The sequence below is a fragment of the uncultured Parasphingopyxis sp. genome (genome assembly GCF_937129435.1).
Lineage (GTDB): Bacteria > Pseudomonadota > Alphaproteobacteria > Sphingomonadales > Sphingomonadaceae > Parasphingopyxis.
The window spans coordinates 1-20,508 of the sequence record NZ_CAKZNF010000093.1 but is presented as its reverse complement, the minus strand read 5'-3'; the positions used below and the strand labels follow the sequence as shown (position 1 = coordinate 20,508).

Here is a 20,508-nt window from a genome sequence, read left to right as displayed (position 1 = left end):
CGCCGTTGCTCTATGCCGCTTTCTGGATCGAGAGACGTAAGCCAAGCGACGCGATGATTGCCGTTACCGTCTCCAGCGTCGGGTTCCCTTGGTCGGACAAGGCTTTGTAGAGCGCCTGCCGGCCGAGGCCCGTGCGCCGCGAAATCTCCGTCATTCCCTCTGACCGCGCGACATCGCCCAGCGCGCGGGCAATGTGTGTGGGGTCGTTTTCCTTCATCGCCTCGTCGAGATAGGCGATAATGTCCTCTTCGGTTTGGAGATATTTCGCCGGATCAAACACCCTGGTCCGAACCTTCTTCGTCATCGAAATCGCCTTTCGCCATCTCCTTGGCCAGAGCGATAGCGCGCTTCTGGCTGGACTTGTCACCGCCGCAAAGCAGCAGGACGAGGCGATTGTCGCGAATGACGAAATAGGCGCGGTAACCGGGCCCGAAATTCAGCCGCAACTCGTGAACGCCACCGCCCACCGATTTTGCGTTCCCGAAATTCCCGTCGCCGAGCTTGCGAAGATGGCTGGGCATCCGCGCCCGGGCTTGCCGGTCGCGCAGATTGTCGAGCCAGTCTTCGAAAAGTTCGGTAACGCGAACCTCGAAAGCGTGTCCTTTATAGAGGACAGATTGCGGCGTGTCAAAATGTGCCGGTCGTTCGGGCATTACGTCCTCTCAGGTTTTCCGACTTACGACAATACCGGTTGATCGGTTAGAGTTGAATCGCGTCAACCGAACACCCGGAATGGTTCCGGTCGGTTCGATATGGCAGATTCCTAGGCAGTGTTACCGCCGTCAGAAACCCGAACCTGGTTCGGTGAAATCACCCCATCTTCCGCTGCGTCTTGCCGTAGCGCAACTTCCGCGTCCCTGGCCGCCCCTCTGTCGCCCGCCCCTTCGGCTGAGCCACCTGCTCGTCGGGCGGCAGGCCGAGTTCCTCGGCTTCGAGCTTGCGGATTTCGTCCCTCAGCCGCCCAGCCTCTTCGAATTCGAGGTCCGCTGCGGCGGCGCGCATGCGTTTTTCGAGGTCTTCGATATAGGCGCGCAGATTGTGGCCGACGAGGTTGTTGACCTCTTCGTCGCCGGTATCGACGGTGACCTGGTCCTTCGACGCCGTGTGGGCGACGATATCGGCGATGTTGCGGATGATCGTGGTCGGCGTGATGTCGTGTTCGATATTGTATTCGCGCTGCTTTTCGCGCCGCCGGTCGGTCTCGGCCATGGCGCGTTCCATCGATCCGGTGATGCGGTCGGCATAGAGGATGACGCGGCCTTCGACGTTGCGCGCGGCGCGGCCGATCGTCTGGACCAGGCTCGTCTCCGAACGCAGGAAGCCCTCCTTGTCGGCATCGAGGATGCAGACCAGCCCGCATTCGGGAATGTCGAGGCCTTCGCGCAGCAGGTTGATGCCGACAAGCACGTCGAACACGCCGAGCCGCAGGTCGCGGATCAGCTCGATGCGCTCCAGCGTCTCGACGTCCGAATGCATGTAGCGGACCTTGAGCCCGGCCTCGTGCATGAACTCGGTCAAATCCTCGGCCATGCGTTTCGTGAGCGTCGTCACCAGCGTGCGATAGCCCTTGGCGGCGGTCGCCTTGCATTCGGCGATACAGTCGTCGACCTGCTCCTCGACGGGTTTGACCTCCACCGGCGGATCGATCAGGCCGGTGGGGCGGATCACCTGTTCGCTGAATACGCCGCCCGTCTGCTCCATCTCCCATGGACCGGGCGTGGCGGACACGCACACCGTCTGCGGCCGCATCGCATCCCATTCGTTGAAGCGCAGCGGCCGGTTGTCGATGCAGCTCGGCAGACGAAAGCCATATTCGGCCAGCGTGATCTTGCGCCGATGGTCGCCGCGCGCCATCGCGCCGATCTGCGGCACCGTCTGATGGCTCTCGTCGACGAAGAGCAGCGCATTGTCGGGGAGATATTCGAACAGCGTCGGCGGCGGTTCGCCGGGGAGGCGCCCGGTCAGGAAGCGGCTGTAATTCTCGATCCCGGCGCACGAACCTGTCGCGGCGATCATCTCAAGATCGAAGTTCGTGCGTTGCTCGAGCCGCTGGGCTTCGAGCAGCTTGCCCTCGTCCTGCAGCTCCTTCAGCCGCACCTCAAGCTCGCGCCGGATCGCGCCCATCGCCTGCTTCATCGTCGGGCCGGGGGTGACATAGTGCGAGTTCGCGAACACCTTCACCCGGTCGAGCTTCGTGCCCTTCCTACCGGTCAGCGGATCGAACTCGGCGATCTCCTCGATATCGTCGCCGAAGAAGGAGATGCGCCAGGCCATATCCTCATAGTGCGAGGGAAAGATCTCCAGATTGTCGCCGCGCACGCGGAAATTGCCGCGGGCGAAAGCATGGTCGTTGCGCTTGTACTGCAGCGACACGAGCTTGCGGATCAGCTCCCGTTGGTCGACCGTCTCGCCCTTCTTGATCGAGAAAGTCATCGCCGAATAGGTCTCGACCGAGCCGATACCGTAGAGGCACGAGACCGAAGCGACGATCAGCACATCGTCGCGTTCGAGAAGCGAGCGGGTGGCCGAGTGCCGCATCCGGTCGATCGCCTCGTTTACGCTCGATTCTTTCTCGATATAGGTGTCCGAGCGCGGCACATAGGCCTCGGGCTGGTAATAATCGTAATAGCTGACGAAATATTCGACCGCGTTGTTCGGGAAAAAGCTCTTGAATTCGCCATAGAGCTGCGCGGCGAGGATCTTGTTCGGCGCGAGCACGAGCGCCGGCCGCTGCAGCGCCTCGACGACCTTGGCCATGGTGAAGGTCTTGCCGGAGCCGGTCACGCCGAGCAGCACCTGGTCCTTCTCTCCGGCCTGCGCCGTCTCCACCAGCTCGGCGATCGCCGTCGGCTGATCGCCCGAGGGCTCATATTCGGAGACGAGCTCGAAGCGCTTGCCGCCCTCCGCCTTGTCGGGGCGTTCGGGGCGATGTGGGGTGAAGCTCTCGCCGGTTTCGGGTTCGTCGAGGCCGGTGCGGATGGCGATGGACATGCGCCCGATATGCGCGCTGTGCCCCCCGTCCGCAATATTGCCTTGGCCGGGCGAAGCGATCATGCTGACATCCGGCCGGGTCGCACCGGAGGGAGGGGAATATATGTCGTTATTGCTGTTTTCGCTTGCGGGCGCTGCGGGGCTCCAGCCCGTGCCGAACCCCTATGACGGAGGCATCCGTCCGGGCGAATGGGCGACGTCGATGGAAATGACGGAATTTTCGATCGCCGTGCCGGAAGAGGTGCAGGAAGAGGCATGGCGCGAACTGGCGCGCACCCTGGCCGAAGGGTCCGACACGGAGATCGAGTGCATGGACGCCGAAGAGGCGGCCAATCCGCTGGCCCACAACATGATGCGGTCGGAGGACGACTGCGACATGGTCGAGAGCGTGTTTGCCGATGGACAGATGCTGGCGTCGTTGCGCTGCCTGGATGCGGGCGGCATGGCCATGGATATGACCTTTTCGGGAACCTACACTCCGCTCGCCATGCGCGTCGACCTGACGATGTCCGGCGTCGACCAGAGCGGTTTCGAGATGGAGCTTCGTGGGCGGATCACCGCGGTCTATCTCGGCGAGTGCCCGGTCGAAGACGAGTAGGCTGGCCGCATCGGGATTGGACAAGCGCCGCCGGCTTTGCGAGGCTGTGTCCGGGTCGCGACGTTCAACGCATTCACGTTTCGAGGATTTTCATGCCAGGTAAATTGTTCTTCGCCACTGTGCTCGCCACCGGCGCGGCCGGGCTCACCGTTGCCGCCGCCCAGACGGGCGCGCCCCAGATCCAGCCCGGCCAGATCCAGCCGGGCCAAATCCAGCCCGGAATGTGGCGCTCGACCAGCACCATCACCGATATTTCGATCCCGGGCCTGCCGGCGAATGTACTCGAAATGGTGCGGGGGCGCTTCGGCCAGGGCTACACGTCCGAACAGTGTATTTCGGCCGACGATCTCAATCCCGATTCGGCGCTCTTTGCGGGCGAGAATCAGGAAAATTGCGAATATCGCGACTTCAGCTATTCGGGCGGCACGATGCGCGTCGAACTCGTCTGCGATACGCAAGGCGCGGGACAGGCGGTGATCGAGGTTAGCGGCACCGGCGGACCGGCCAGCTATTCGGGCACCACCAACATGACAATCACCGGCGGACCGATGGGGACCATGCGGATGAGCGGCACGGCGCGGGGCGAGCGGATCGGCGATTGCTGACCGCCTCGGCCTGGCCTAATTGCCGGCCGGCGATGGTGGGCAAGGTGCGATGCCGTCGGTTGGTGAAAGGCGTTTGATGAAAGCTCTCCTTGTTCCTGTGGCGGCCGCGCTGGCGGTTGCGGGCTGTTCCTCCGGTCCCGACCGGATCGATGCCGGCGAATGGTCGATGTCGACAGAGGTGCTGTCGATCGAAGGCCCCGGCGTATCCGACGCGATGAGCGAGGCGGCCGCGTCCCAGCCGCCGCAAACGGCTTCGACCTGCGTGACCGAGGAAATGGCTGCGAACGATTTCGGCGGCCTGCTCAACCCGTTTCCCGGCAATGAAGATGCGTGCGAGTTCGCGCGGTCGGACGTGGCCGACGGCTCGATGGCGATCGAGGCCGAATGCACGATGCCGGACGGCAGCGCCATAGGCTTTACCGCCGATGGCAGCTTCGACCGGCAATCGATGGAAGGCGATATGGAGGTCCGCATCAACGCGCCGGGGGCCGGCGAAGTAACCGTCACGAGCCGATTCAGCGGAGAGCGCACCGGCGACTGCTAGGGCGGAGCCGATCAGTCGAACTGTGATCTGGCGCACTTGCCATGCGGCGGCGCGACGGGCAAAACGCCTGTGGGCCGCACGAAGTGAGACCAGATTTCAGGGGAATTTCAGGATGAAAGTGATTTTGATCGCGGGTGTGGCCGGCCTGGCGCTTGCCGCCTGCTCATCGGGCGGTGGCGACAATCTGCAGCCCGGCGAGTGGGAATTGACGCTCGATGTGACCGAGGCGAACCTGCCCGGCGCGCCGGAAGAAATGCAGCAGGAGCTGATCGCCGAGCTCAATCGCGAGCTCGCCATGGACCCGGTGTGCATCAGCGAGGAGGATTCGGCCGAACCGACGCCCGAGCTGTTCATCCCGAACGAGGCCGAAAGCGAATGCGACTTCGAAGGATCGACAGTCGAAAACGGCGAAATCTCGATCAGCGGCACCTGCGACGGTGAAGGCGGAACGCTGACCATCGAGGGCACCTATGATGCGACGTCGATGACGGCGACGATGGAGGCCGAACTCCGGGACGGCAACGAAGTGCTCCAATTCACGGCCGATATGACGGGCGAACGTTCGGGCGATTGCACGGGCTGACGCTTGCCAAGGGCGGGCCGCTTCGGCACAACGTGACGAACGGGGCCGCATGGAACGAACTGCGACTGACATAGGGGAATAAACGATGAAGAAACTGATTTTAGCAGCCGCGCCGATTGCGATGCTGGCGGCCTGTTCGGGCGGCGGCGACGCCGATGCGGACGGCGACGGCGAAGTTTCGGCCGACGAGGCCGCCGAGGTTGCCGAAGATGTCAATGTCCGTCCGGGCATGTGGGAAACGACGTTCGAAATCACCGAACTCGACATCCCGAACGCACCGCCGGAAATGCAGTCGATGCTCGGCGCGATGCGCCAGCAGATGGGCCAGGGCATGAGCGATACGTCCTGCCTGACCCAGGAAGAAGCCGACAATATGCAGGAAAGCATGTTCAACGACGACGACGATTGCACGGTGTCCGATTTCAACATGTCGGGCGGCAATATGCGCGTGGTCGCGACCTGCCAGGAAGGCGACGGACCGGCCATGACGATGACGATGGACGGCACCTACACCGAAACGACCAACGATATGACCGTCACCGCCGAGGGCGAAATCCCCGATCTGGGGCCGATGCGCTTTTCGGGTAACATGACACGGCGCCATGTCAGCGACGATTGCGGCGCAGAGGGCTAATGCGATGACCGGCCGGGCGGGCAATCGCCCCCCGGCCGGGTTATTGGGACATATAAGAAGGAACGGGGCATGAACGGACCGGACGGCACGTCGGATGGTCGCATGCCGACTGCCTTCATCAGTCACCACAGCTCGGAATATAAGACCGCGAAGCACCTGAAAGAGGTTCTCGAGCGCAACGGCGTCTATGGCTGGATGGCGCCCGACGATATCGAGCCGGGGCTTCCGTTCGACGAGGCGATCGTCAACCAGGTCGAAAAATCCGATCTCATCGTCCTGCTGTTCTGCGAAAAATCCGATCAGTCGCGCCATGTGAAGCGCGAGCTGATCATGGCCGACAATCACAAAAAGCTCGTCTATCCGATCCGGCTCGAGGATATCGACGCCAAGGGCCTCGCCTATTGGCTCAACGACTATCAGTGGATCGACTGGATGGATCGCCGCGACGAGACGATCCAGAAGCTGGTCGAGACGATCAAACGGCAGGTCGAGGCGAAGAAGGCCGAAGGCCTTGCCGCCGGCAAGGAAGAAGGCGCGGAACCCGGCGACGAACAGCCCGCCGATGACGCAGCGGAAACTCCCGATGCCGCGCCAGCCGACACGCCACCCGATGAACCGGCAAAGCCGGCGCCTGCCGCTGCGGCGAAGCCTGCTCCCGCTCCCGAAGCCGCGGTGCCTGTCGGCCTGATGTCGCAGCCCGCGGACGGCGACGGCGCGGGAGAGACATCGGGCTTCAGTCTCAGCAAGATGAAACCGTTGCACTGGCTCGCCATCGGCGGCGTTGCGGTGGTGCTCGCGGTGATATTGCTGCTTGCCCTGGGCGGTTCGGAAGAAGAGCCGGTCGCATCGGCCGAAGAGCTCGATCCCGGCCAGTGGGAAACGCGATTCGAATTCGTCGATGCGCGCTTCCCGGACCTGCCCGACGAGACGGCGTCGATGATGCGGACTCAGCTCGGCAACACGATCGGCAACCAGCCCGAAACCGCGTCGGCCTGCGTATCTTCCGCCGCCGCGGCCAATCCGAACGCTGGCAACATCCTGCCGTCGGATTTCGTGTCCTGGTGCAATTTCTCGCGCGACGAGATCGAAGATGGCGAGGTCAACCTGCAAGGCACCTGCCAGATTCCGGACACCAACGGCCAGTCGCAGATGCGGATGACCGGCGATTACGATGCCGACAGCTTCGATTCGCGGATCACCTTCCAGTTCAACGATCCGAATCTCGGCAATTGGGAGCTCGACGCCACCTATCGTGCGCGCCGCACCGGCGATTGCGGCTGATCGGGCCCTAACCGCCTGTTAAATATCGCGGACTATCGTGGCGGCTCCCCGAAAAGGAGGCCCGTCATGACCCGTTTCACCATTGCCCTGACCAGCGCGCTTGCGCTCGCCGCCTGCCAGTCCGGCCCGGCCGGAGAGACCGATCAGGTGCCCGAAGACGAAGGCGCGGACGAGGTCGTCGGCGCGCTGCTGCAGCCGCTGCGTCCCGGCCTGTGGGAATTGCGCGAAACGGTGGGTGACGTCGCTTCGGCCACGATCAGCAGCGAGGAGCGGGAAGAGATCGAGGCCGATCCCGCCAATCGCGGCGCCGCGCGCACCGTCTGCCTGCCGCCCGATTATGCCGATCGCCCGCCCGCCGCCTTTTGGGCGGGCAACGAAACGCCGTGCAGCTATGACGAGGTCACCATGACCGGCGGCGTCGTGACCGCGACGATCAGTTGCAACGCGACGCCGGGTTCGCTGACGCTGACGATCGATGGCGAGTATGACGAGACGGCGCTCGATGTCGCATCGACAAGTGCCCGGCGCGGTACCGGGGCAGACGATGTGACCGTCAACGGCCGCATCCGAGGCGAATGGCGCGGCGAGTGCGAGGCCGAGGTTATCCAGAGCGACGACGAATAATTCCTCCCCGTTCGGGGGAGGATCAAAGCCCCGGCACCTCCCACACCGTCCCGACCGGCGCCGCGAGGAACCGTTCGCGCGGCACGCCGGCCGCGTCCAGCTCCTCGCCCAGCATCCGCCCCGGCGTATCGAACGCCTCCCAGCTCAGCCGGAAGGTGCGCCAGTGGATGCCGAGCGCATGGCGCGCGCCAAGCCCCTGCATCACGCGCACGGCATGGTGCGGGCCGATATGGCTGCCGCTCCAGTTCTGCCCCGGCTCGAAGCGGAAGGCGCCGATGGGAATGAGCGCCAGCCGCACCGGGCCATAAGCCGCCGCCTCTTCGGGCCAGCGCATATCGCCCGGCCCCGTATCGCCGGCGAAGAAGATATTGCCGCCCGGCGTCCGGATGACGAAGCTTGACCACAGCGCCCTATTGCGATCGACGAACCAGCGCGATCCCCAATGATGGTTGCGCGTCACGATCACCTCGGCCTGCGGCGACACGCGCACCTGCCCGCCCCAGTCCAGCGCCATCGCCTCCGCGCCCGCCTGCGCGATCACCGTGTCGTTGCCGAGGCTGGTGACGATTTGCGGCCGGTCCCGCTCCCAGAGCCTTTCCAGCGTCGGCAGGTCCATATGATCGTAATGATTGTGGCTGACGAGGACGAGGTCGATCGGCGGCAGGTCATCGAACCGCACGGCGGGCGGGCTGACGCGGCGCGGGCCCAATGGCGGGAACGGCGTCGCATAGTCCGACCAGATCGGATCGGTAAGGATGTTCAATCCCTGCGTCTGCACCAGCACCGTCGCATGGCCGACCCAGGTGACGACGAGCCGGTCGCCCTCGACACGGGTTTCGGGCACGATCTGATCGATCGGTACGCTTTCGGGCCAGGGCGGGCGCCCGTCGCCGGTCACGAAACGCGCGATCAGCGAGCCGCGATTGTTGCCCCGCGTCGGATCGCCGACCCATTCGCCCTCGCCCTCATCGGGATTGAAGAACCGCGCCCCGTCGAAATGATCGCTGACCTCACCGCGATAATAGATGCGGTCGAGAAAGGGCGGGACGAGCACGATCGCTAACAGGAACGCGATGACGAGCCAGAGCAGGGCAACGAAAAAATATCTGAGGACTCGCAGGATCATTTTCTCCCCTCCCCTCGATGGGGAGGGGTCGGGGGTGGGGTGACGGCTCCACGAGCGCTGTCTTCTGCGGCAACGTCACCCCCTCCCAACCCTCCCCCATCAAGGGGGAGGGCAAACGACCATCGCGTGCCCAGCAGCATCATTTCTCTTTCGGCGGTGACAGGACTAAGATCGGACGATGTTGCCGATCCGCCTTCTTGTAGCAACCCTCCTCCTCCTCGCCGCGCCCGCCTTGGCCGAACCGCCGCCCGCCGACCCGGTCATCGGCTGGGCGCGGGTGGAGTTCGATGCGAACGGCATCACGCGCGAAGAGGCGGGCGGCTATGCCGATCTGGCAACGATGCGGCCGATGACGGTCGACGATCCGGTTCGCGTCGCCAGCGTCTCCAAGCTCGTCGTCGCGCTGGGCGTGCTGCGGCTGGTAGAGGCGGGGACGCTCGATCTCGACGCCGATGTGTCGGACTATCTCGGCTGGACGCTCCGCAACCCGGCCTTCCCGGATACGCCGATTACGTTGCGCCACGTTCTCGGACACCGTTCGGGCATCCGCGACGATGCCGGCTATGCCCTCCCGCTCGATGCCGATCTTGAGGAATGGATGCGGCAGGACGGCGCGTGGAATCACGAGCATGAACCGGGCGAATGGTTCTCCTACGCCAATCTCAATTTCCCCGTCGTCGCTGCCGCGATGGAAGGCGCGACCGGCGAGCGGTTCGACCGGATCATGCACGCCCAGGTTTTCGAACCGCTCGGCCTCGACGCCTGTTTCAACTGGACCACCTGCAGCGACGAAGCCCGGTCCCGCGCCGCCGTGCTCTATCGCGCGGACGGCGAAGCGATCCGCGACACCCAGGATTTCATCGCCACCGGCTGCCCTGCAACACCGGCGAGCGACGGGACATGCGATCTCGAAAGCTATGTGTTGGCGCGCAACGGCGCGGCCTTTTCGCCGCAGGGTGGTCTCAGGATTTCAGCGCGGGATTTGGCGCGGATCGGGATCGTTCTAATGGGCTGGAGCGGAAATGAGAGTTTCGCATTCCTGTACGACCACTTTTCCAGTGCCGGGATCGGTAGCGTAATTCTTGGTCGGACAGCATACCCAATTTCAGCGGGGTATGGAGACGGCGAAAGTGGACTATATTGCCGATACGACAAGGGAATCCATTACCTGAACCATGATAACCCAGAGTGCCACGACGATCTTTTCGGATCGCAGCGGCTCGCTTGGGAAGACCAGCAATATCACCGGGGCCATTCTGGTGAGGCATATGGTTTGAGGTCCGGCCTTTGGGCCGACCCTGGCGATGAAGGACAAACCGGCGTCGCCTATTTCGCCACCGGCCTGCCCGAAGAGAGTGCGCGGCCCGGCAACTCCGCCTTCACCGCGATCGAGGAGCGGCTGGCGCAGGGGCTGTCGGTCGAGACGGTCGTGCCGGAGGGTGGCGATGGGGAGTGAGGCCGCATCCATTCCCAACCGTCATCCTGAACTTGTTTCAGGATCCACTCCTCCTCGCGAACGGACGGGGCAGGTTGAGGGGTGGATGCTGAAACAAGTTCAGCATGACGATTTGGCAGGGTCGTTCCTCCCCGTGTCGGGACGGAACAGGTGACCGACCTCACCCCCGCCCAGCTCACCGCCTATCGCACCCGCCTCCTCGGCCTGCGCGACGAACTCACCGGTGCCGAGGAAAGCACCGCCGACTGGCGCAAGCCGGTTGCGCTCGACCAGCAATCGGTCGGGCGGCTGTCGCGGATGGACGCGATGCAGCAGCAGGCGATGGCGGAGGCGGAAGGCCGTCGCCGCCGCACCGATATCGCCCGGATCGATGCCGCGCTCGAACGGATCGAGGACGGTGAGTTCGGCTGGTGCCTGACCTGCGGCGAGGCGATCGCGCCCAAGCGGCTGGAGATCGATCCGATGGCGACGCGATGCGTGGGATGTGCTTCGTGATTCCGTGCGCTCACCCTGAGCCTGTCGAAGGGTGTTGCGCCTCGAATGCGGAAAGATGCTTCGACAAGCTCAGCATGAGCGCGATTTTTGCTTTTGTGGGAGCAATTCTTCTTGGCGCCTGCGACAGTGCGCAAGACGATGCTGCGCCGCAGGCTGCGCGGGACGACAACATCACGGTCGCCGGCCATTTCGGCGAGGATGGCGGTGCATCGGAGGATGTCAGCGGGCTGGCCTGCGACTGGCCGAGCGAACGGGCCGATGGCGCGATGCGCTGTCTCGCCGTCGAGGATGAGGGCGGTTCGGCGCAATGGGCGGGGTTCGACGGCGTCGTGCTGGAGGCGCGGGAGCGGATCGGGCTGCTCGATGCGGCGACCCCGCTCGGCGCGCCGCCCGATGGCATCTGTGAGGAGGCCGATCCCGGATCGGGCGAGTTCGACGGCGAAGCGGCGGCCTTCGATGAGGGCGTCTTCTACGTCACCGGTTCGCATGGCTGTTCGCGCCATTCGGACGAATTGCGACCGGCCGGCTTCCTCGTCGCCCGGATCGCGCCGGACGAGCCGGGGCTCGATGTGCATCCGGGCACCGTCGCCATCGATCTCAGCCATCGGCTCGGGACCTTGCTCCGGCGCTCGCCGCCGCTGGCGCGCTATTTCGGGGCGTCGCTGAACCGGGCGAATGGCCTCAATATCGAAGGGCTGGCCGTGCGCGAAGGACGGATGGTCTTCGGGCTGCGCGCCCCTCTCATCGACGGCCATGCCTTTCTGTTCGAGACCACGGCAGCGACCTTGTTCGAACGCGATATCGTCGGCACCGGCCGGGCTATCCCGGTGGAGCTGGGGCCGCAACGCGGCATTCGCGACCTCGCCTTCCTGCCCGACGGGAGATTGCTGATCCTCTCCGGCCCGGCGCAGGAACAGGACATTCCCTACCGCCTGCACCTTTATGACGAGGGCGATCTCTCCGACCTGACCGACATCGCCCCGCCCGGCGGTGGCAAGGCGGAGGCCATCGCGATCGTCGGGGTCGAGCGTGATCGTGCGACACTCCTGGTACTCTTCGACGGCGCCCGCGACGGCGCGCCGCGGCGGATAATCGTCGACTTGCCGTAAGCGTCAACTTTAACGCTCGACAGACTCGTGGGCGATGCGCATCATATCCGGCAAATCATAGCCTTGGGAGAGGTGTCAAATGAGCGACAACAGCTTCGACGCGATCATCGTCGGCGCGGGCTTTTCCGGTCTCTATCTGCTGCACAAGCTGCGCGGGCAGGGGCTCAGCGTGCGCGTAATCGAGATGGGCAAGGATGTCGGCGGCACCTGGTACTGGAACCGCTATCCCGGCGCGCGCTGCGATATCGAGAGCATGGAATACAGCTATAGCTGGGACGAGGAGCTGGAGCAGGAATGGCAATGGTCGGAGCGCTATTCGCCCCAGCCAGAAATTCTCGACTATCTCGGCCATGTTGCCGACCGGCACGATCTGCGCCGCGACATCGCGTTCGAGACGAAGGTGACGGCGGCGCATTATAACGAGGATCGCGACCGGTGGAGCGTGACGACCGATGGCGGCGAAACGCTCGACGCGCGCTTCGTGGTGATGGCGACGGGTTGCCTCTCCTCCCCCAACAAGCCGCAATTCGAGGGCGAGGAGGATTTTACAGGCGAAACCTATCTGACCGGGCTGTGGCCGCATGAAAAGGTCGATTTCACCGGCAAGAAGGTCGGCGTCATCGGCACCGGATCGAGCGCGATCCAGTCGATCCCGCAAATTGCAAAGGAGGCGACCGAGCTGACCGTCTTTCAGCGCACGCCCAATTTCGCGATTCCCGCGCACAATCACGATCTCGATCCCGATTATGTCGCCAGCATCAAGGCAAGCTATCGCGAGCTGCGGGCCGAGGCCAAGGAGCAGGCGGCGGGCTTTACCGGGTCGAGCGTCGTCAACGAGGATCTTGCCGTCGACCTGCCGCGCGAAAAGGTCGAGGCAGAGCTGCAACGCTATTGGGACAAGGGCGGGCTGACCTTCATGGCGAGCTTCTCCGATTTCGGCGTCAGCCTCAACTCGAATGCCATCGCCGCCGAGTTCATCCGCGACCGGATTCGCGAGCGCGTCAACGATCCCGACACCGCCGAGCTGCTCTGCCCGGACAGCTATCCCGCCGGCGCCAAGCGGATGTGCGTCGATATCGGCTATTACGAGACGTTCAACGAGGATCACGTCCACCTCGTCGACATCAATGCCGAGCCGATCGAGCGGATCACCGCGGCGGGGCTGAAAACGAGTGAAAAGGATTATGAATTCGACGCCATCGTATTCGCCACCGGCTTCGACGCGATGACGGGCACGCTCGCCAAGATCGACATAAGCGGGCGCGGCGGCAAGAAGCTCAAGGACAAATGGGCGGACGGCCCGCGCACCTATCTGGGGCTGATGAGCGAAGGCTTCCCCAACCTGTTCCTCGTCACCGGCCCGCAAAGCCCCTCGGTCATCTCGAACATGATCGTGTCGATCGAACAGCATGTCGAATGGATTTCGGACTGTATCGAACGCGTCGGAAAGGGTGTAATCGAACCGCTGGAAACGGCGGAAAACGACTGGGTCGACCATTGCAACGCCGTCGCCGACCTCACCGTCTATCCCTATGCGAAGAGCTGGTATCTGGGTGACAACGTCCCGGGCAAGCCGCGCATCTTCATGGCCTATCTCGGCGGCGTCCCCGAATATCGCCGCATCTGCGATGCCGTGGTCGAGAAAGGCTATGCGGGCTTCCGCATCGACGGCGTCGCCGGCAATGCGACCGTCGATCCGATGGAATTCTTCGAGCAGAACGAGAAGGTGCTCGCGCTCGTGATGAAGGAACGGCCCGAGGCGCTGGCGGCGTTTGTTTAGTTCCTCCCCGGAACGGGGAGGGGAACCGGCGAAGCCGGTGGAGGGGCACCTGCCTCTTCAGCGATCTGCCAATGTGGACGGCGCCCCTCCACCATGCCGTGCATGGTCCCCCTCCCCTGAAGAGGAGGGGTGTTTTTCACCCCATCCGCCGCAGCATCAGATAGCCGCCAATATTGAGCGCCGTGTACACGCCGTAGACGAACACGATCATCGCCGAGCCCTCGCGCGCGAACCAGAGCGAGACGGTGAGGAAGACAAATTCCAGGGCGTAGCCGGCCCAGCCGCCGCCATAGCGCTTCATCGTCTCGGCGAATTCGCGCAGCAGCCGCCCCTGCCCTTCCAGCACCGCGCGGTGACAGTAGAAGTTCGCGACGCCCATCAGGAATACGATGATCACCATAGGGCCAGCTTGTAGCAGAATATGCGGTCAGATTTGACTCGGGCTTTTCCTGTCAGACTCGACCTGCCGGTCGAGCGCGGCACCAGCCCTCTCCCCCACCCGGCCTCCCACTGAGTGTACCCTGGATGGGAGGCCGGGTGGGGGAGAGGGCTGGTGCGGCGACCTCGCGACAGCGAGGTTCTGACAAATAAGTTCCGGTGCGGCGCTTTGGCGCATGCCAAAGTCCGACCATCCACGATCATCAGCCCGGAACGATGGCGAAGCCCGGCACCGCCTCATCCTCGACATGGCCGCCATGATACATGTCCATGTAGATTTCGGAGCGTCCCGGTTCCGAATCGGTGCAGAGAACTTCGTAGAGATCGACGATATGGCCGTCGGGACCGGGGCCGACATTGCCGGCGCGCTGATAGGTGGGAGCATTGCCATCCGCACAGCGCAGCCGATCGAGATAGGCGCGCTGGCCGGCCGGCATATCGGCATGTACCGGCTTGGCCTCGCTGCCGAGCGTGGCGGCCGCGGCCGCGCCGGGCGCGGCGATTAAGGCGGTGGCGAACAGCGCCGTGCCCAGCGCGCCGCCGATCATTGTCTTATGCCGCATGTCTGTCTCCCTCGCTTCGATGCGTCATGGACCCGAAAGGCGCACGGGCATAGTCCCTTCCGGCAGGCTTCCGAGTCGTTGGCGGAATTCCGCCAGATATGACGATATTGTTTCGGTGCGGCTCCGATGGCCGGTGCGGCAGACCGGCTTGCCGGATAAATTTGCAACGATCCTCATCGTTCCTGCTTCGTTCCCTTGCATTATCGAAAGCCCTGTCAGGTCCACGCGTCGCGGGCGATGGGCCGCCTTGTAGCGTCGACGAACCGAGTCGCTTATGCGACGAATTGAGTCGGTGGAAGGGCATGATCCCCCTTGTGTCGTCTTAACGTTTCATACACTATGGCTAGTGGTTCGCTCGGGGGGCAACTCAACAGGTTGTGGTATGTGGCCGCGATCGCGTTTCGCGGCACGCCCCTGTTTTGCGCCTTCGAGAGGGACCATGTGAATATCGGGGACAAGGTGAAATCGGTCCCCGCAGAGGCGAGTTTATGGTGTAGGACGGTCGTTTACCGACTCGAACGAAGCCGGAACATTTGGTATGGCGTAGGGGAGCAATAATGGATTTTTCGAGCAGCAGAGACGTGAGCGCAGACGACGTCATCGATATGCAGGACGAGGCCAAGGCCGACGCGAAGCCCGACAGCAAGTCGGTCGCGCCGCGCGCGCATGAGATTACGCTCGATCCGTCGCGCGACGAGCTCCTCACCGATTTCGGCAAGGAGACGCTGAAGGACCGCTATCTCCTTCCCGGCGAATCGTTCCAGGATCTCTTCGCCCGCGTCGCCTCGGCCTATGCCGACAAGGACGACAGCGAGCACGCCCAGCGGCTCTACGACTATATCTCCAAGCTCTGGTTCATGCCGGCGACGCCCGTGCTTTCGAACGGCGGCACCGGGCGCGGGCTGCCGATCAGCTGCTATCTCAACAGCGTCGGCGACAGCCTCGACGATATTGTCGGCACCTGGAACGAGAATGTCTGGCTCGCTTCGAAGGGCGGCGGCATCGGCACCTATTGGGGCAATGTCCGCGGCATCGGCGAGCCGGTCGGCCTCAACGGCAAGACCAGCGGCATCATCCCCTTCATCCGCGTGATGGACAGCCTCACGCTCGCGATCAGCCAGGGCTCGCTGCGCCGCGGATCCGCCGCCTGCTATATCGACATCCACCATCCCGAGATCGAGGAATTCCTCGAGATCCGCAAACCCTCGGGCGACTTCAACCGCAAGGCGCTGAACCTGCACCATGGCGTGCTCGTCACCGACGAGTTCATGGAAGCGGTGCGCGCGGGCGAGCCGTTCGACCTCAAATCGCCCAAGGACGGCAGCGTGCGCGGCACGGTCGACGCGCGCAGCCTGTTCCAGAAGCTCGTCGAAACGCGGCTGGCGACGGGCGAGCCCTATATCGTCTTCAACGACACGGTGAACCGCATGATGCCCAAGCATCAGCGCGATGTCGGGCTGAAGGTCAGCACGTCGAACCTGTGCAGCGAAATCACGCTGCCGACCGGCGTCGACCAGCATGGCGTCGATCGCACCGCCGTGTGCTGCCTTTCGTCGCTCAACCTCGAAACCTGGGACCAGTGGTGCGAGGACAAGCAGTTCATCGAGGACGTGATGCGCTTCCTCGACAATGTGCTGCAGGATTATATCGACCGCGCGCCCGACGAGATGGCGCGGGCGAAATATTCGGCCGAGCGCGAGCGTTCGGTGGGCCTCGGCGTCATGGGCTTCCACAGCTTCCTGCAGGCGCGCGGGCTCGGCTTCGAGAGCGCGCTGGCGAAAAGCTGGAACATGAAGATCTTCAAGCACATCCAGGCCAAGGCGTCCGAAGCCTCGATGATGCTGGCGCAGGAACGCGGCGCCTGTCCCGACGCCGCCGATCAGGGCGTGATGGAGCGGTTCAGCTGCAAGATGGCGATCGCGCCGACCGCGTCGATCAGCATCATCTGCGGCGGCACCAGCGCCTGCATCGAGCCGATCCCGGCGAACATCTACACGCACAAGACGCTGTCGGGCAGCTTCATCGTCAAGAACAAATATCTCGAACGCATCTTGGTCGAGAAGTCGAAGGACAGCGCCAAGGTCTGGAACTCGATCCTGGAACATGGCGGCAGCGTCCAGCATCTCGACTTCCTGACGCCGGAAGAAAAGGAGAGCTTCCGCACCAGCTTCGAGATCGACCAGCGCTGGTTGCTCGAACTCGCGGCCGATCGCGCGCCCTATATCGATCAGGCGCAGTCGCTGAACCTCTTCATCCCGGCCGACGTCGACAAATGGGACCTGCTGATGCTGCACTTCCGCGCCTGGGAGCTCGGCATCAAGTCGCTCTATTACCTCCGATCGAAGAGCATCGCCCGCGCCGGCTTCGCCTCGAACGGCGAGGATACGCCGGTCGGCGGCGTCGAGGCGGACAACACGCTCGATCCGAAAAAGGTCGAACTGGCAACGACCGCCGGCACGACCGATTACGACGAGTGCCTTGCGTGCCAGTGACCCCGTCACTGGTCCCGGCGCGGCACTCTCGCCTGCCAATGACGCGGACGGCGCGCCTTGTCGTCTGCCTGGCACCGCTCGCGCTGCTCGCCGCCTGCGCGGCGCGGCAGGGGGCGGGCGGCGTCGCGCCCGAAGCGCCGGGCTTCCTGCTCGGCGTGTGGCACGGCTTCATCTTCCCGGTTGCCTGGGTGATCTCGCTGTTCGTCGACAGCGTCGCGATCTACGCGGTGCCGAACAATGGCGGCTGGTACGATTTCGGCTATTTCGTCGGCATCGTCTTCCTCGGCGTCGGCGCGCGCAGCTCGAAAAAGGTCATCGTCTACCGGAACCGGCAGCCATGACCCGCACCCTCCCCCTGATGCCGATCATCGGCGCAGCGGCAGCCTTCGCCGGCCTCGCCATCCTCGCCCGCCCCGCCATCGCGGCGCGGCTGTTGCGGGCAGGCGACGGCGATGCCGCGACCTACGCCCTGCGTATCATCGGCGCGATGCTGTTCGCGCTCGGCCTTTTCTTGGGCGGCTTCGCGCTCGCCCTCCATCTCACCAGTTAAAACCCAGCGGAGCAAATCCATGTCCCTTACCGAATCCCGCAAACAGTATAAGCCGTTCGAATATCCTTGGGCGTACGACTTCTGGAAGCGGCAGCAGCAGGTCCACTGGATGCCCGAAGAGGTGCCGCTGGGCGAGGATTGCCGCGATTGGGCGCAGAAGCTTACCGATCATGAGCGCGCGCTGCTGACGCAGATCTTCCGCTTCTTCACCCAGGCCGATGTCGAGGTGCAGGATTGCTATCACGACAAATATGGCCGCGTGTTCAAGCCGACCGAGGTCAAGATGATGCTGACCGCGTTTTCGAACATGGAAACGATCCACATCGCCGCCTATTCGCACCTGCTCGACACGATCGGCATGCCGGAGAGCGAATATGGCGCCTTCCTCGAATATGAGGAAATGGCCGCCAAGCACGATTATCTGCAGGAATTCGGCGTCGACACCGATGAGGATATCGCCCGCACGCTCGCCATGTTCGGCGGGTTTACCGAAGGCGTCCAGCTCTTCGCCAGCTTCGCGATGCTGATGAACTTCCCGCGCTTCAACAAGATGAAGGGCATGGGGCAGATCGTCAGCTGGTCCGTCCGCGACGAGAGCCTGCACTGCGAAGGCATCACGCAGCTCTTCCACGCCTTCACCAAAGAACGCGACTGCCTGACCAAATCGGTCAAGGAAGACATCATGGACTGCTGCCAGAAAACGGTTCGGCTCGAGGACGCGTTCATCGATCTCGCCTTCGAAATGGGCCCGGTGGAGGGCATGACGGCGAAGCAGATCAAGCGCTACATCCGCTACATCGCCGACTGGCGGCTCAGCCAGCTCGGCCTGCCCCAAATCTACATGGTCGACGATCACCCGCTGCCCTGGCTCGCCCCGCTCTTGAACGGCGTCGAGCACGCCAACTTCTTCGAAACCCGCGCCACCGAATATTCGAAGGCCGCGACGAAAGGCGACTGGAACACCGTCTGGGCGAACTTCGACAACCGGCAAAAGGCCAAGGCCAATGACGACGAAGCCGAGGACGAGGGCGACGATATGTTCAAGCAGGCGGGGGTTGCGGCGGAGTAGACCGCCACGTCATGGCAGATACGTCAGCAAAAGATAGCAAGGCCCGGCTATTAAATTTAGCTCTGGTGATATTCGCATTCGTCGGGTTCTTCGCATCTGTCGTGACGGTAGTGCAATATCTACGACCGGATGCAAAATCGGAGCTTACAGTTTCTCTCCACCAGTATGAATTTCGCACGCCGAACTATTCCGGCGCTCCGTTACGTACAGGCGCGCCAGCGCGGGATTTGGTCGAAAATCTCCGCACATCATTTTGTGAAAATATAGACCAATCCTATGTAATTGAGACGGACCGTGATGAACTAAGGCGAGCGGAAGAAGAGCAAGATGATCCGTCAGGCTTTATAAGCTGCAAAGATTTCACGGAAATCGAATTTGCCGCTCGTTGGAATGGCGAGTTTTCGGAATCTGACTCTTCGCTTCTGCGCTATGAAATAACAAACGTAGGGCAGGACATAGCGACGGACATCCGGATTCGAGCGAGCGACCTAAACGCCTTGCAGTATCGACGGGGAAGAGATTTCGTCGATGTTCAAAAATCGGATGATGATGAGTATTTTGTTATACCCAACTTAAACCCGAATGAGTCAATCGAAATTTGGGCATGGTCTATCTATCCGGAGCGCAATCTAGAGTATACAAATTGGGATGATTTCCCTATAGTTACATTTGCAGGATCGGCAGTGCGGACGGAGTTATATAAACCTGTGCCTGATGGTTGGTATGAGATATATCAATTTACTCAAGACTTGCCACTTCTTTTTTCTGTTATCATATTTCTTGCAGTCTGTATTTTCGTCACGCTTGGCGTTTGGCTAGTAATCGCTATACCGACAGCCCTCATAACGGGACGTCCGCTATCAAAGGTTTTCGATGAACAGAAAAAAGACGAGGATGATAGCGAGAGCTAGAAGTAAAAGACCAATGTAACTGGCGGTCCGACGGGTCATCGACGATCCGTAGCAATACGAGCCGCGCTCTTAATTTGCCGGTGACCTTCTGATTAGCGCGCTCTTGCGCTCGTCTCGCCTTGACCCCGCACCACACCGCGCTATCCCTGCCGCTGCAACGCTTGAAAGACATTTTATGAAGGAAATTGTCGCCCGCTGATCGACGGGCCGGGGAGCGCTCCGGCGGCCGTCTTCGCGCGCACCGGCATGGCCGCGCCCTCTTTCTAACGCCGAACCACACCCTCCACGCGCGCACCCTGAGCCTGGCGTGCCGAAGGCGACCGAAGGTCAACGGTCCTCTCGATCCGCAACGACCCTTCGACAGGCTCAGGGTGAGCGCGTTGGGAGGGGGTTGAACGGACGGCTGGCCCGGCAGGAAAGCCGAGAAGCGTGGCCCCTCCCCCTTGATGGGGGAGGCTGGGTGGGGGTGATCTTTCCGCCCGGCGCATCGACCGGGACTTTTGCCCCCGTTGCGGCGTCACCCCACCCCCGGCCCCTCCCCATCGAGGGGAGGGGAGATCGCGACCTTCTGTCCTACATCTCACCATATAGGGTATCCTCTGGCTCCCCACAGGAGACCGAACCATGGACAACCCATCCCCCCTCGCCGCCGATCCCTT

General features: G+C 62.9%; 22 protein-coding genes. 16 read left to right on the top strand and 6 right to left on the bottom strand.

The window, feature by feature from the left end:
- Positions 1-10: 10 nt before the first annotated feature.
- The 3 genes from Q0139_RS15030 to uvrB form a co-directional block, all read right to left on the bottom strand.
- On the bottom strand, positions 11-304 hold the full coding sequence (locus Q0139_RS15030; RefSeq protein WP_298023922.1) for an addiction module antidote protein: 294 nt from the start codon (positions 302-304) through the stop codon (positions 11-13).
- Complete coding sequence (locus tag Q0139_RS15025; protein ID WP_298023919.1) at positions 273-653, bottom strand: type II toxin-antitoxin system RelE/ParE family toxin; 381 nt, start codon at positions 651-653, stop codon at positions 273-275. The genes Q0139_RS15030 and Q0139_RS15025 overlap by 32 nt, the downstream gene beginning before the upstream one ends.
- Before the next feature lie 157 nt (positions 654-810).
- Positions 811-2,991 (bottom strand): excinuclease ABC subunit UvrB, encoded by a 2,181-nt coding sequence (gene uvrB, locus Q0139_RS15020; RefSeq protein ID WP_298023917.1) that lies wholly within the window; start codon positions 2,989-2,991, stop codon positions 811-813.
- A gap of 103 nt (positions 2,992-3,094) precedes the next feature.
- On the opposite strand from uvrB, the gene Q0139_RS15015 reads away from it, so the two are divergent.
- From Q0139_RS15015 to Q0139_RS14985, 7 genes are all read left to right on the top strand, one after another.
- Complete coding sequence (locus tag Q0139_RS15015; RefSeq protein ID WP_298023914.1) at positions 3,095-3,589, top strand: DUF3617 family protein; 495 nt, start codon at positions 3,095-3,097, stop codon at positions 3,587-3,589.
- A 92-nt stretch (positions 3,590-3,681) separates the two neighbouring features.
- On the top strand, positions 3,682-4,194 hold the full coding sequence (locus Q0139_RS15010; protein ID WP_298023912.1) for a DUF3617 domain-containing protein: 513 nt from the start codon (positions 3,682-3,684) through the stop codon (positions 4,192-4,194).
- 76 nt (positions 4,195-4,270) lie between these two features.
- The gene (locus Q0139_RS15005; protein ID WP_298023910.1) at positions 4,271-4,738 is read left to right on the top strand and encodes a DUF3617 family protein; all 468 of its coding nucleotides are present in this window, start codon (positions 4,271-4,273) and stop codon (positions 4,736-4,738) included.
- Positions 4,739-4,850: 112 nt separating this feature from the next.
- Positions 4,851-5,321, top strand: coding sequence for a DUF3617 domain-containing protein (locus Q0139_RS15000; protein ID WP_298023906.1), 471 nt, complete (start codon positions 4,851-4,853; stop codon positions 5,319-5,321).
- 85 nt (positions 5,322-5,406) lie between these two features.
- A complete protein-coding gene (locus Q0139_RS14995) occupies positions 5,407-5,955 on the top strand; it encodes a DUF3617 domain-containing protein (protein ID WP_298023903.1) in 549 nt (182 codons plus the stop codon).
- 69 nt (positions 5,956-6,024) lie between these two features.
- Entirely contained in the window at positions 6,025-7,236 is a 1,212-nt protein-coding gene (locus Q0139_RS14990; protein WP_298023900.1) for a TIR domain-containing protein, read from the top strand.
- A gap of 66 nt (positions 7,237-7,302) precedes the next feature.
- A complete protein-coding gene (locus tag Q0139_RS14985) occupies positions 7,303-7,860 on the top strand; it encodes a DUF3617 family protein (protein ID WP_298023898.1) in 558 nt (185 codons plus the stop codon).
- 22 nt (positions 7,861-7,882) lie between these two features.
- Here the strand turns inward: Q0139_RS14985 and Q0139_RS14980 are convergent, their stop codons facing one another.
- Positions 7,883-8,986: an MBL fold metallo-hydrolase gene (locus Q0139_RS14980; RefSeq protein ID WP_298023895.1), complete on the bottom strand. Its 1,104-nt coding sequence runs from the start codon at positions 8,984-8,986 to the stop codon at positions 7,883-7,885.
- A 178-nt stretch (positions 8,987-9,164) separates the two neighbouring features.
- Between Q0139_RS14980 and Q0139_RS14975 the strand changes: the two genes are divergently transcribed.
- The 4 genes from Q0139_RS14975 (at position 9,165) to Q0139_RS14960 (ending at position 13,826) form a co-directional block, all read left to right on the top strand.
- Positions 9,165-10,442: a serine hydrolase gene (locus Q0139_RS14975; protein WP_298023892.1), complete on the top strand. Its 1,278-nt coding sequence runs from the start codon at positions 9,165-9,167 to the stop codon at positions 10,440-10,442.
- 150 nt (positions 10,443-10,592) lie between these two features.
- A complete protein-coding gene (locus Q0139_RS14970; protein ID WP_298023890.1) occupies positions 10,593-10,937 on the top strand; it encodes a TraR/DksA family transcriptional regulator in 345 nt (114 codons plus the stop codon).
- Positions 10,938-11,011: 74 nt separating this feature from the next.
- Complete coding sequence (locus Q0139_RS14965) at positions 11,012-12,046, top strand: DUF3616 domain-containing protein (RefSeq protein ID WP_298023888.1); 1,035 nt, start codon at positions 11,012-11,014, stop codon at positions 12,044-12,046.
- A gap of 79 nt (positions 12,047-12,125) precedes the next feature.
- Positions 12,126-13,826 (top strand): NAD(P)/FAD-dependent oxidoreductase, encoded by a 1,701-nt coding sequence (locus Q0139_RS14960; RefSeq protein ID WP_298023885.1) that lies wholly within the window; start codon positions 12,126-12,128, stop codon positions 13,824-13,826.
- A gap of 136 nt (positions 13,827-13,962) precedes the next feature.
- Here the strand turns inward: Q0139_RS14960 and Q0139_RS14955 are convergent, their stop codons facing one another.
- Positions 13,963-14,226: a hypothetical protein gene (locus Q0139_RS14955; RefSeq protein ID WP_298023882.1), complete on the bottom strand. Its 264-nt coding sequence runs from the start codon at positions 14,224-14,226 to the stop codon at positions 13,963-13,965.
- A gap of 241 nt (positions 14,227-14,467) precedes the next feature.
- Positions 14,468-14,827, bottom strand: a complete 360-nt coding sequence (locus Q0139_RS14950; protein WP_298023879.1) for a hypothetical protein — start codon at positions 14,825-14,827, stop codon at positions 14,468-14,470.
- Between the two features lie 557 nt (positions 14,828-15,384).
- On the opposite strand from Q0139_RS14950, the gene Q0139_RS14945 reads away from it, so the two are divergent.
- From Q0139_RS14945 to Q0139_RS14925, 5 genes are read left to right on the top strand one after another with little or no spacing between them, the layout of a single operon-like run.
- On the top strand, positions 15,385-17,319 hold the full coding sequence (locus Q0139_RS14945) for a ribonucleoside-diphosphate reductase subunit alpha (RefSeq protein WP_298023876.1): 1,935 nt from the start codon (positions 15,385-15,387) through the stop codon (positions 17,317-17,319).
- Positions 17,320-17,357: 38 nt separating this feature from the next.
- Positions 17,358-17,660 (top strand): hypothetical protein, encoded by a 303-nt coding sequence (locus tag Q0139_RS14940; RefSeq protein ID WP_298023873.1) that lies wholly within the window; start codon positions 17,358-17,360, stop codon positions 17,658-17,660.
- The gene (locus tag Q0139_RS14935) at positions 17,657-17,869 is read left to right on the top strand and encodes a hypothetical protein (protein WP_298023870.1); all 213 of its coding nucleotides are present in this window, start codon (positions 17,657-17,659) and stop codon (positions 17,867-17,869) included. The genes Q0139_RS14940 and Q0139_RS14935 overlap by 4 nt, the downstream gene beginning before the upstream one ends.
- Positions 17,870-17,888: 19 nt before the next feature.
- The gene (locus tag Q0139_RS14930) at positions 17,889-18,938 is read left to right on the top strand and encodes a ribonucleotide-diphosphate reductase subunit beta (RefSeq protein WP_298023867.1); all 1,050 of its coding nucleotides are present in this window, start codon (positions 17,889-17,891) and stop codon (positions 18,936-18,938) included.
- Between the two features lie 11 nt (positions 18,939-18,949).
- Positions 18,950-19,849 carry a hypothetical protein gene (locus tag Q0139_RS14925; RefSeq protein WP_298023864.1) on the top strand — a complete coding sequence of 300 codons (900 nt, stop codon included), beginning with the start codon at positions 18,950-18,952 and terminating at the stop codon, positions 19,847-19,849.
- Positions 19,850-20,508 lie beyond the last annotated feature (659 nt).

What these genes read in the sequence shown, in the direction of transcription:
- Q0139_RS14985 (WP_298023898.1), top strand. Translation starts at nt 7,303, where the DNA reads ATGACCCGTTTCACCATTGCCCTGACCAGCGCGCTTGCGCTCGCCGCC.
- Q0139_RS14945 (WP_298023876.1), top strand. Translation starts at nt 15,385, where the DNA reads ATGGATTTTTCGAGCAGCAGAGACGTGAGCGCAGACGACGTCATCGAT.
- Q0139_RS14965 (WP_298023888.1), top strand. Translation starts at nt 11,012, where the DNA reads ATGAGCGCGATTTTTGCTTTTGTGGGAGCAATTCTTCTTGGCGCCTGC.
- Q0139_RS14975 (WP_298023892.1), top strand. Translation starts at nt 9,165, where the DNA reads ATGTTGCCGATCCGCCTTCTTGTAGCAACCCTCCTCCTCCTCGCCGCG.
- Q0139_RS15010 (WP_298023912.1), top strand. Translation starts at nt 3,682, where the DNA reads ATGCCAGGTAAATTGTTCTTCGCCACTGTGCTCGCCACCGGCGCGGCC.
- Q0139_RS14925 (WP_298023864.1), top strand. Translation starts at nt 18,950, where the DNA reads ATGGCAGATACGTCAGCAAAAGATAGCAAGGCCCGGCTATTAAATTTA.
- Q0139_RS14950 (WP_298023879.1), bottom strand. Translation starts at nt 14,827, where the DNA reads ATGCGGCATAAGACAATGATCGGCGGCGCGCTGGGCACGGCGCTGTTC.
- Q0139_RS14980 (WP_298023895.1), bottom strand. Translation starts at nt 8,986, where the DNA reads ATGATCCTGCGAGTCCTCAGATATTTTTTCGTTGCCCTGCTCTGGCTC.
- Q0139_RS14940 (WP_298023873.1), top strand. Translation starts at nt 17,358, where the DNA reads ATGACGCGGACGGCGCGCCTTGTCGTCTGCCTGGCACCGCTCGCGCTG.
- Q0139_RS14995 (WP_298023903.1), top strand. Translation starts at nt 5,407, where the DNA reads ATGAAGAAACTGATTTTAGCAGCCGCGCCGATTGCGATGCTGGCGGCC.
- Q0139_RS15025 (WP_298023919.1), bottom strand. Translation starts at nt 653, where the DNA reads ATGCCCGAACGACCGGCACATTTTGACACGCCGCAATCTGTCCTCTAT.
- Q0139_RS14990 (WP_298023900.1), top strand. Translation starts at nt 6,025, where the DNA reads ATGAACGGACCGGACGGCACGTCGGATGGTCGCATGCCGACTGCCTTC.
- uvrB (WP_298023917.1), bottom strand. Translation starts at nt 2,991, where the DNA reads ATGTCCATCGCCATCCGCACCGGCCTCGACGAACCCGAAACCGGCGAG.
- Q0139_RS15030 (WP_298023922.1), bottom strand. Translation starts at nt 304, where the DNA reads ATGACGAAGAAGGTTCGGACCAGGGTGTTTGATCCGGCGAAATATCTC.
- Q0139_RS15015 (WP_298023914.1), top strand. Translation starts at nt 3,095, where the DNA reads ATGTCGTTATTGCTGTTTTCGCTTGCGGGCGCTGCGGGGCTCCAGCCC.
- Q0139_RS14955 (WP_298023882.1), bottom strand. Translation starts at nt 14,226, where the DNA reads ATGGTGATCATCGTATTCCTGATGGGCGTCGCGAACTTCTACTGTCAC.
- Q0139_RS15005 (WP_298023910.1), top strand. Translation starts at nt 4,271, where the DNA reads ATGAAAGCTCTCCTTGTTCCTGTGGCGGCCGCGCTGGCGGTTGCGGGC.
- Q0139_RS14960 (WP_298023885.1), top strand. Translation starts at nt 12,126, where the DNA reads ATGAGCGACAACAGCTTCGACGCGATCATCGTCGGCGCGGGCTTTTCC.
- Q0139_RS15000 (WP_298023906.1), top strand. Translation starts at nt 4,851, where the DNA reads ATGAAAGTGATTTTGATCGCGGGTGTGGCCGGCCTGGCGCTTGCCGCC.
- Q0139_RS14930 (WP_298023867.1), top strand. Translation starts at nt 17,889, where the DNA reads ATGTCCCTTACCGAATCCCGCAAACAGTATAAGCCGTTCGAATATCCT.
- Q0139_RS14935 (WP_298023870.1), top strand. Translation starts at nt 17,657, where the DNA reads ATGACCCGCACCCTCCCCCTGATGCCGATCATCGGCGCAGCGGCAGCC.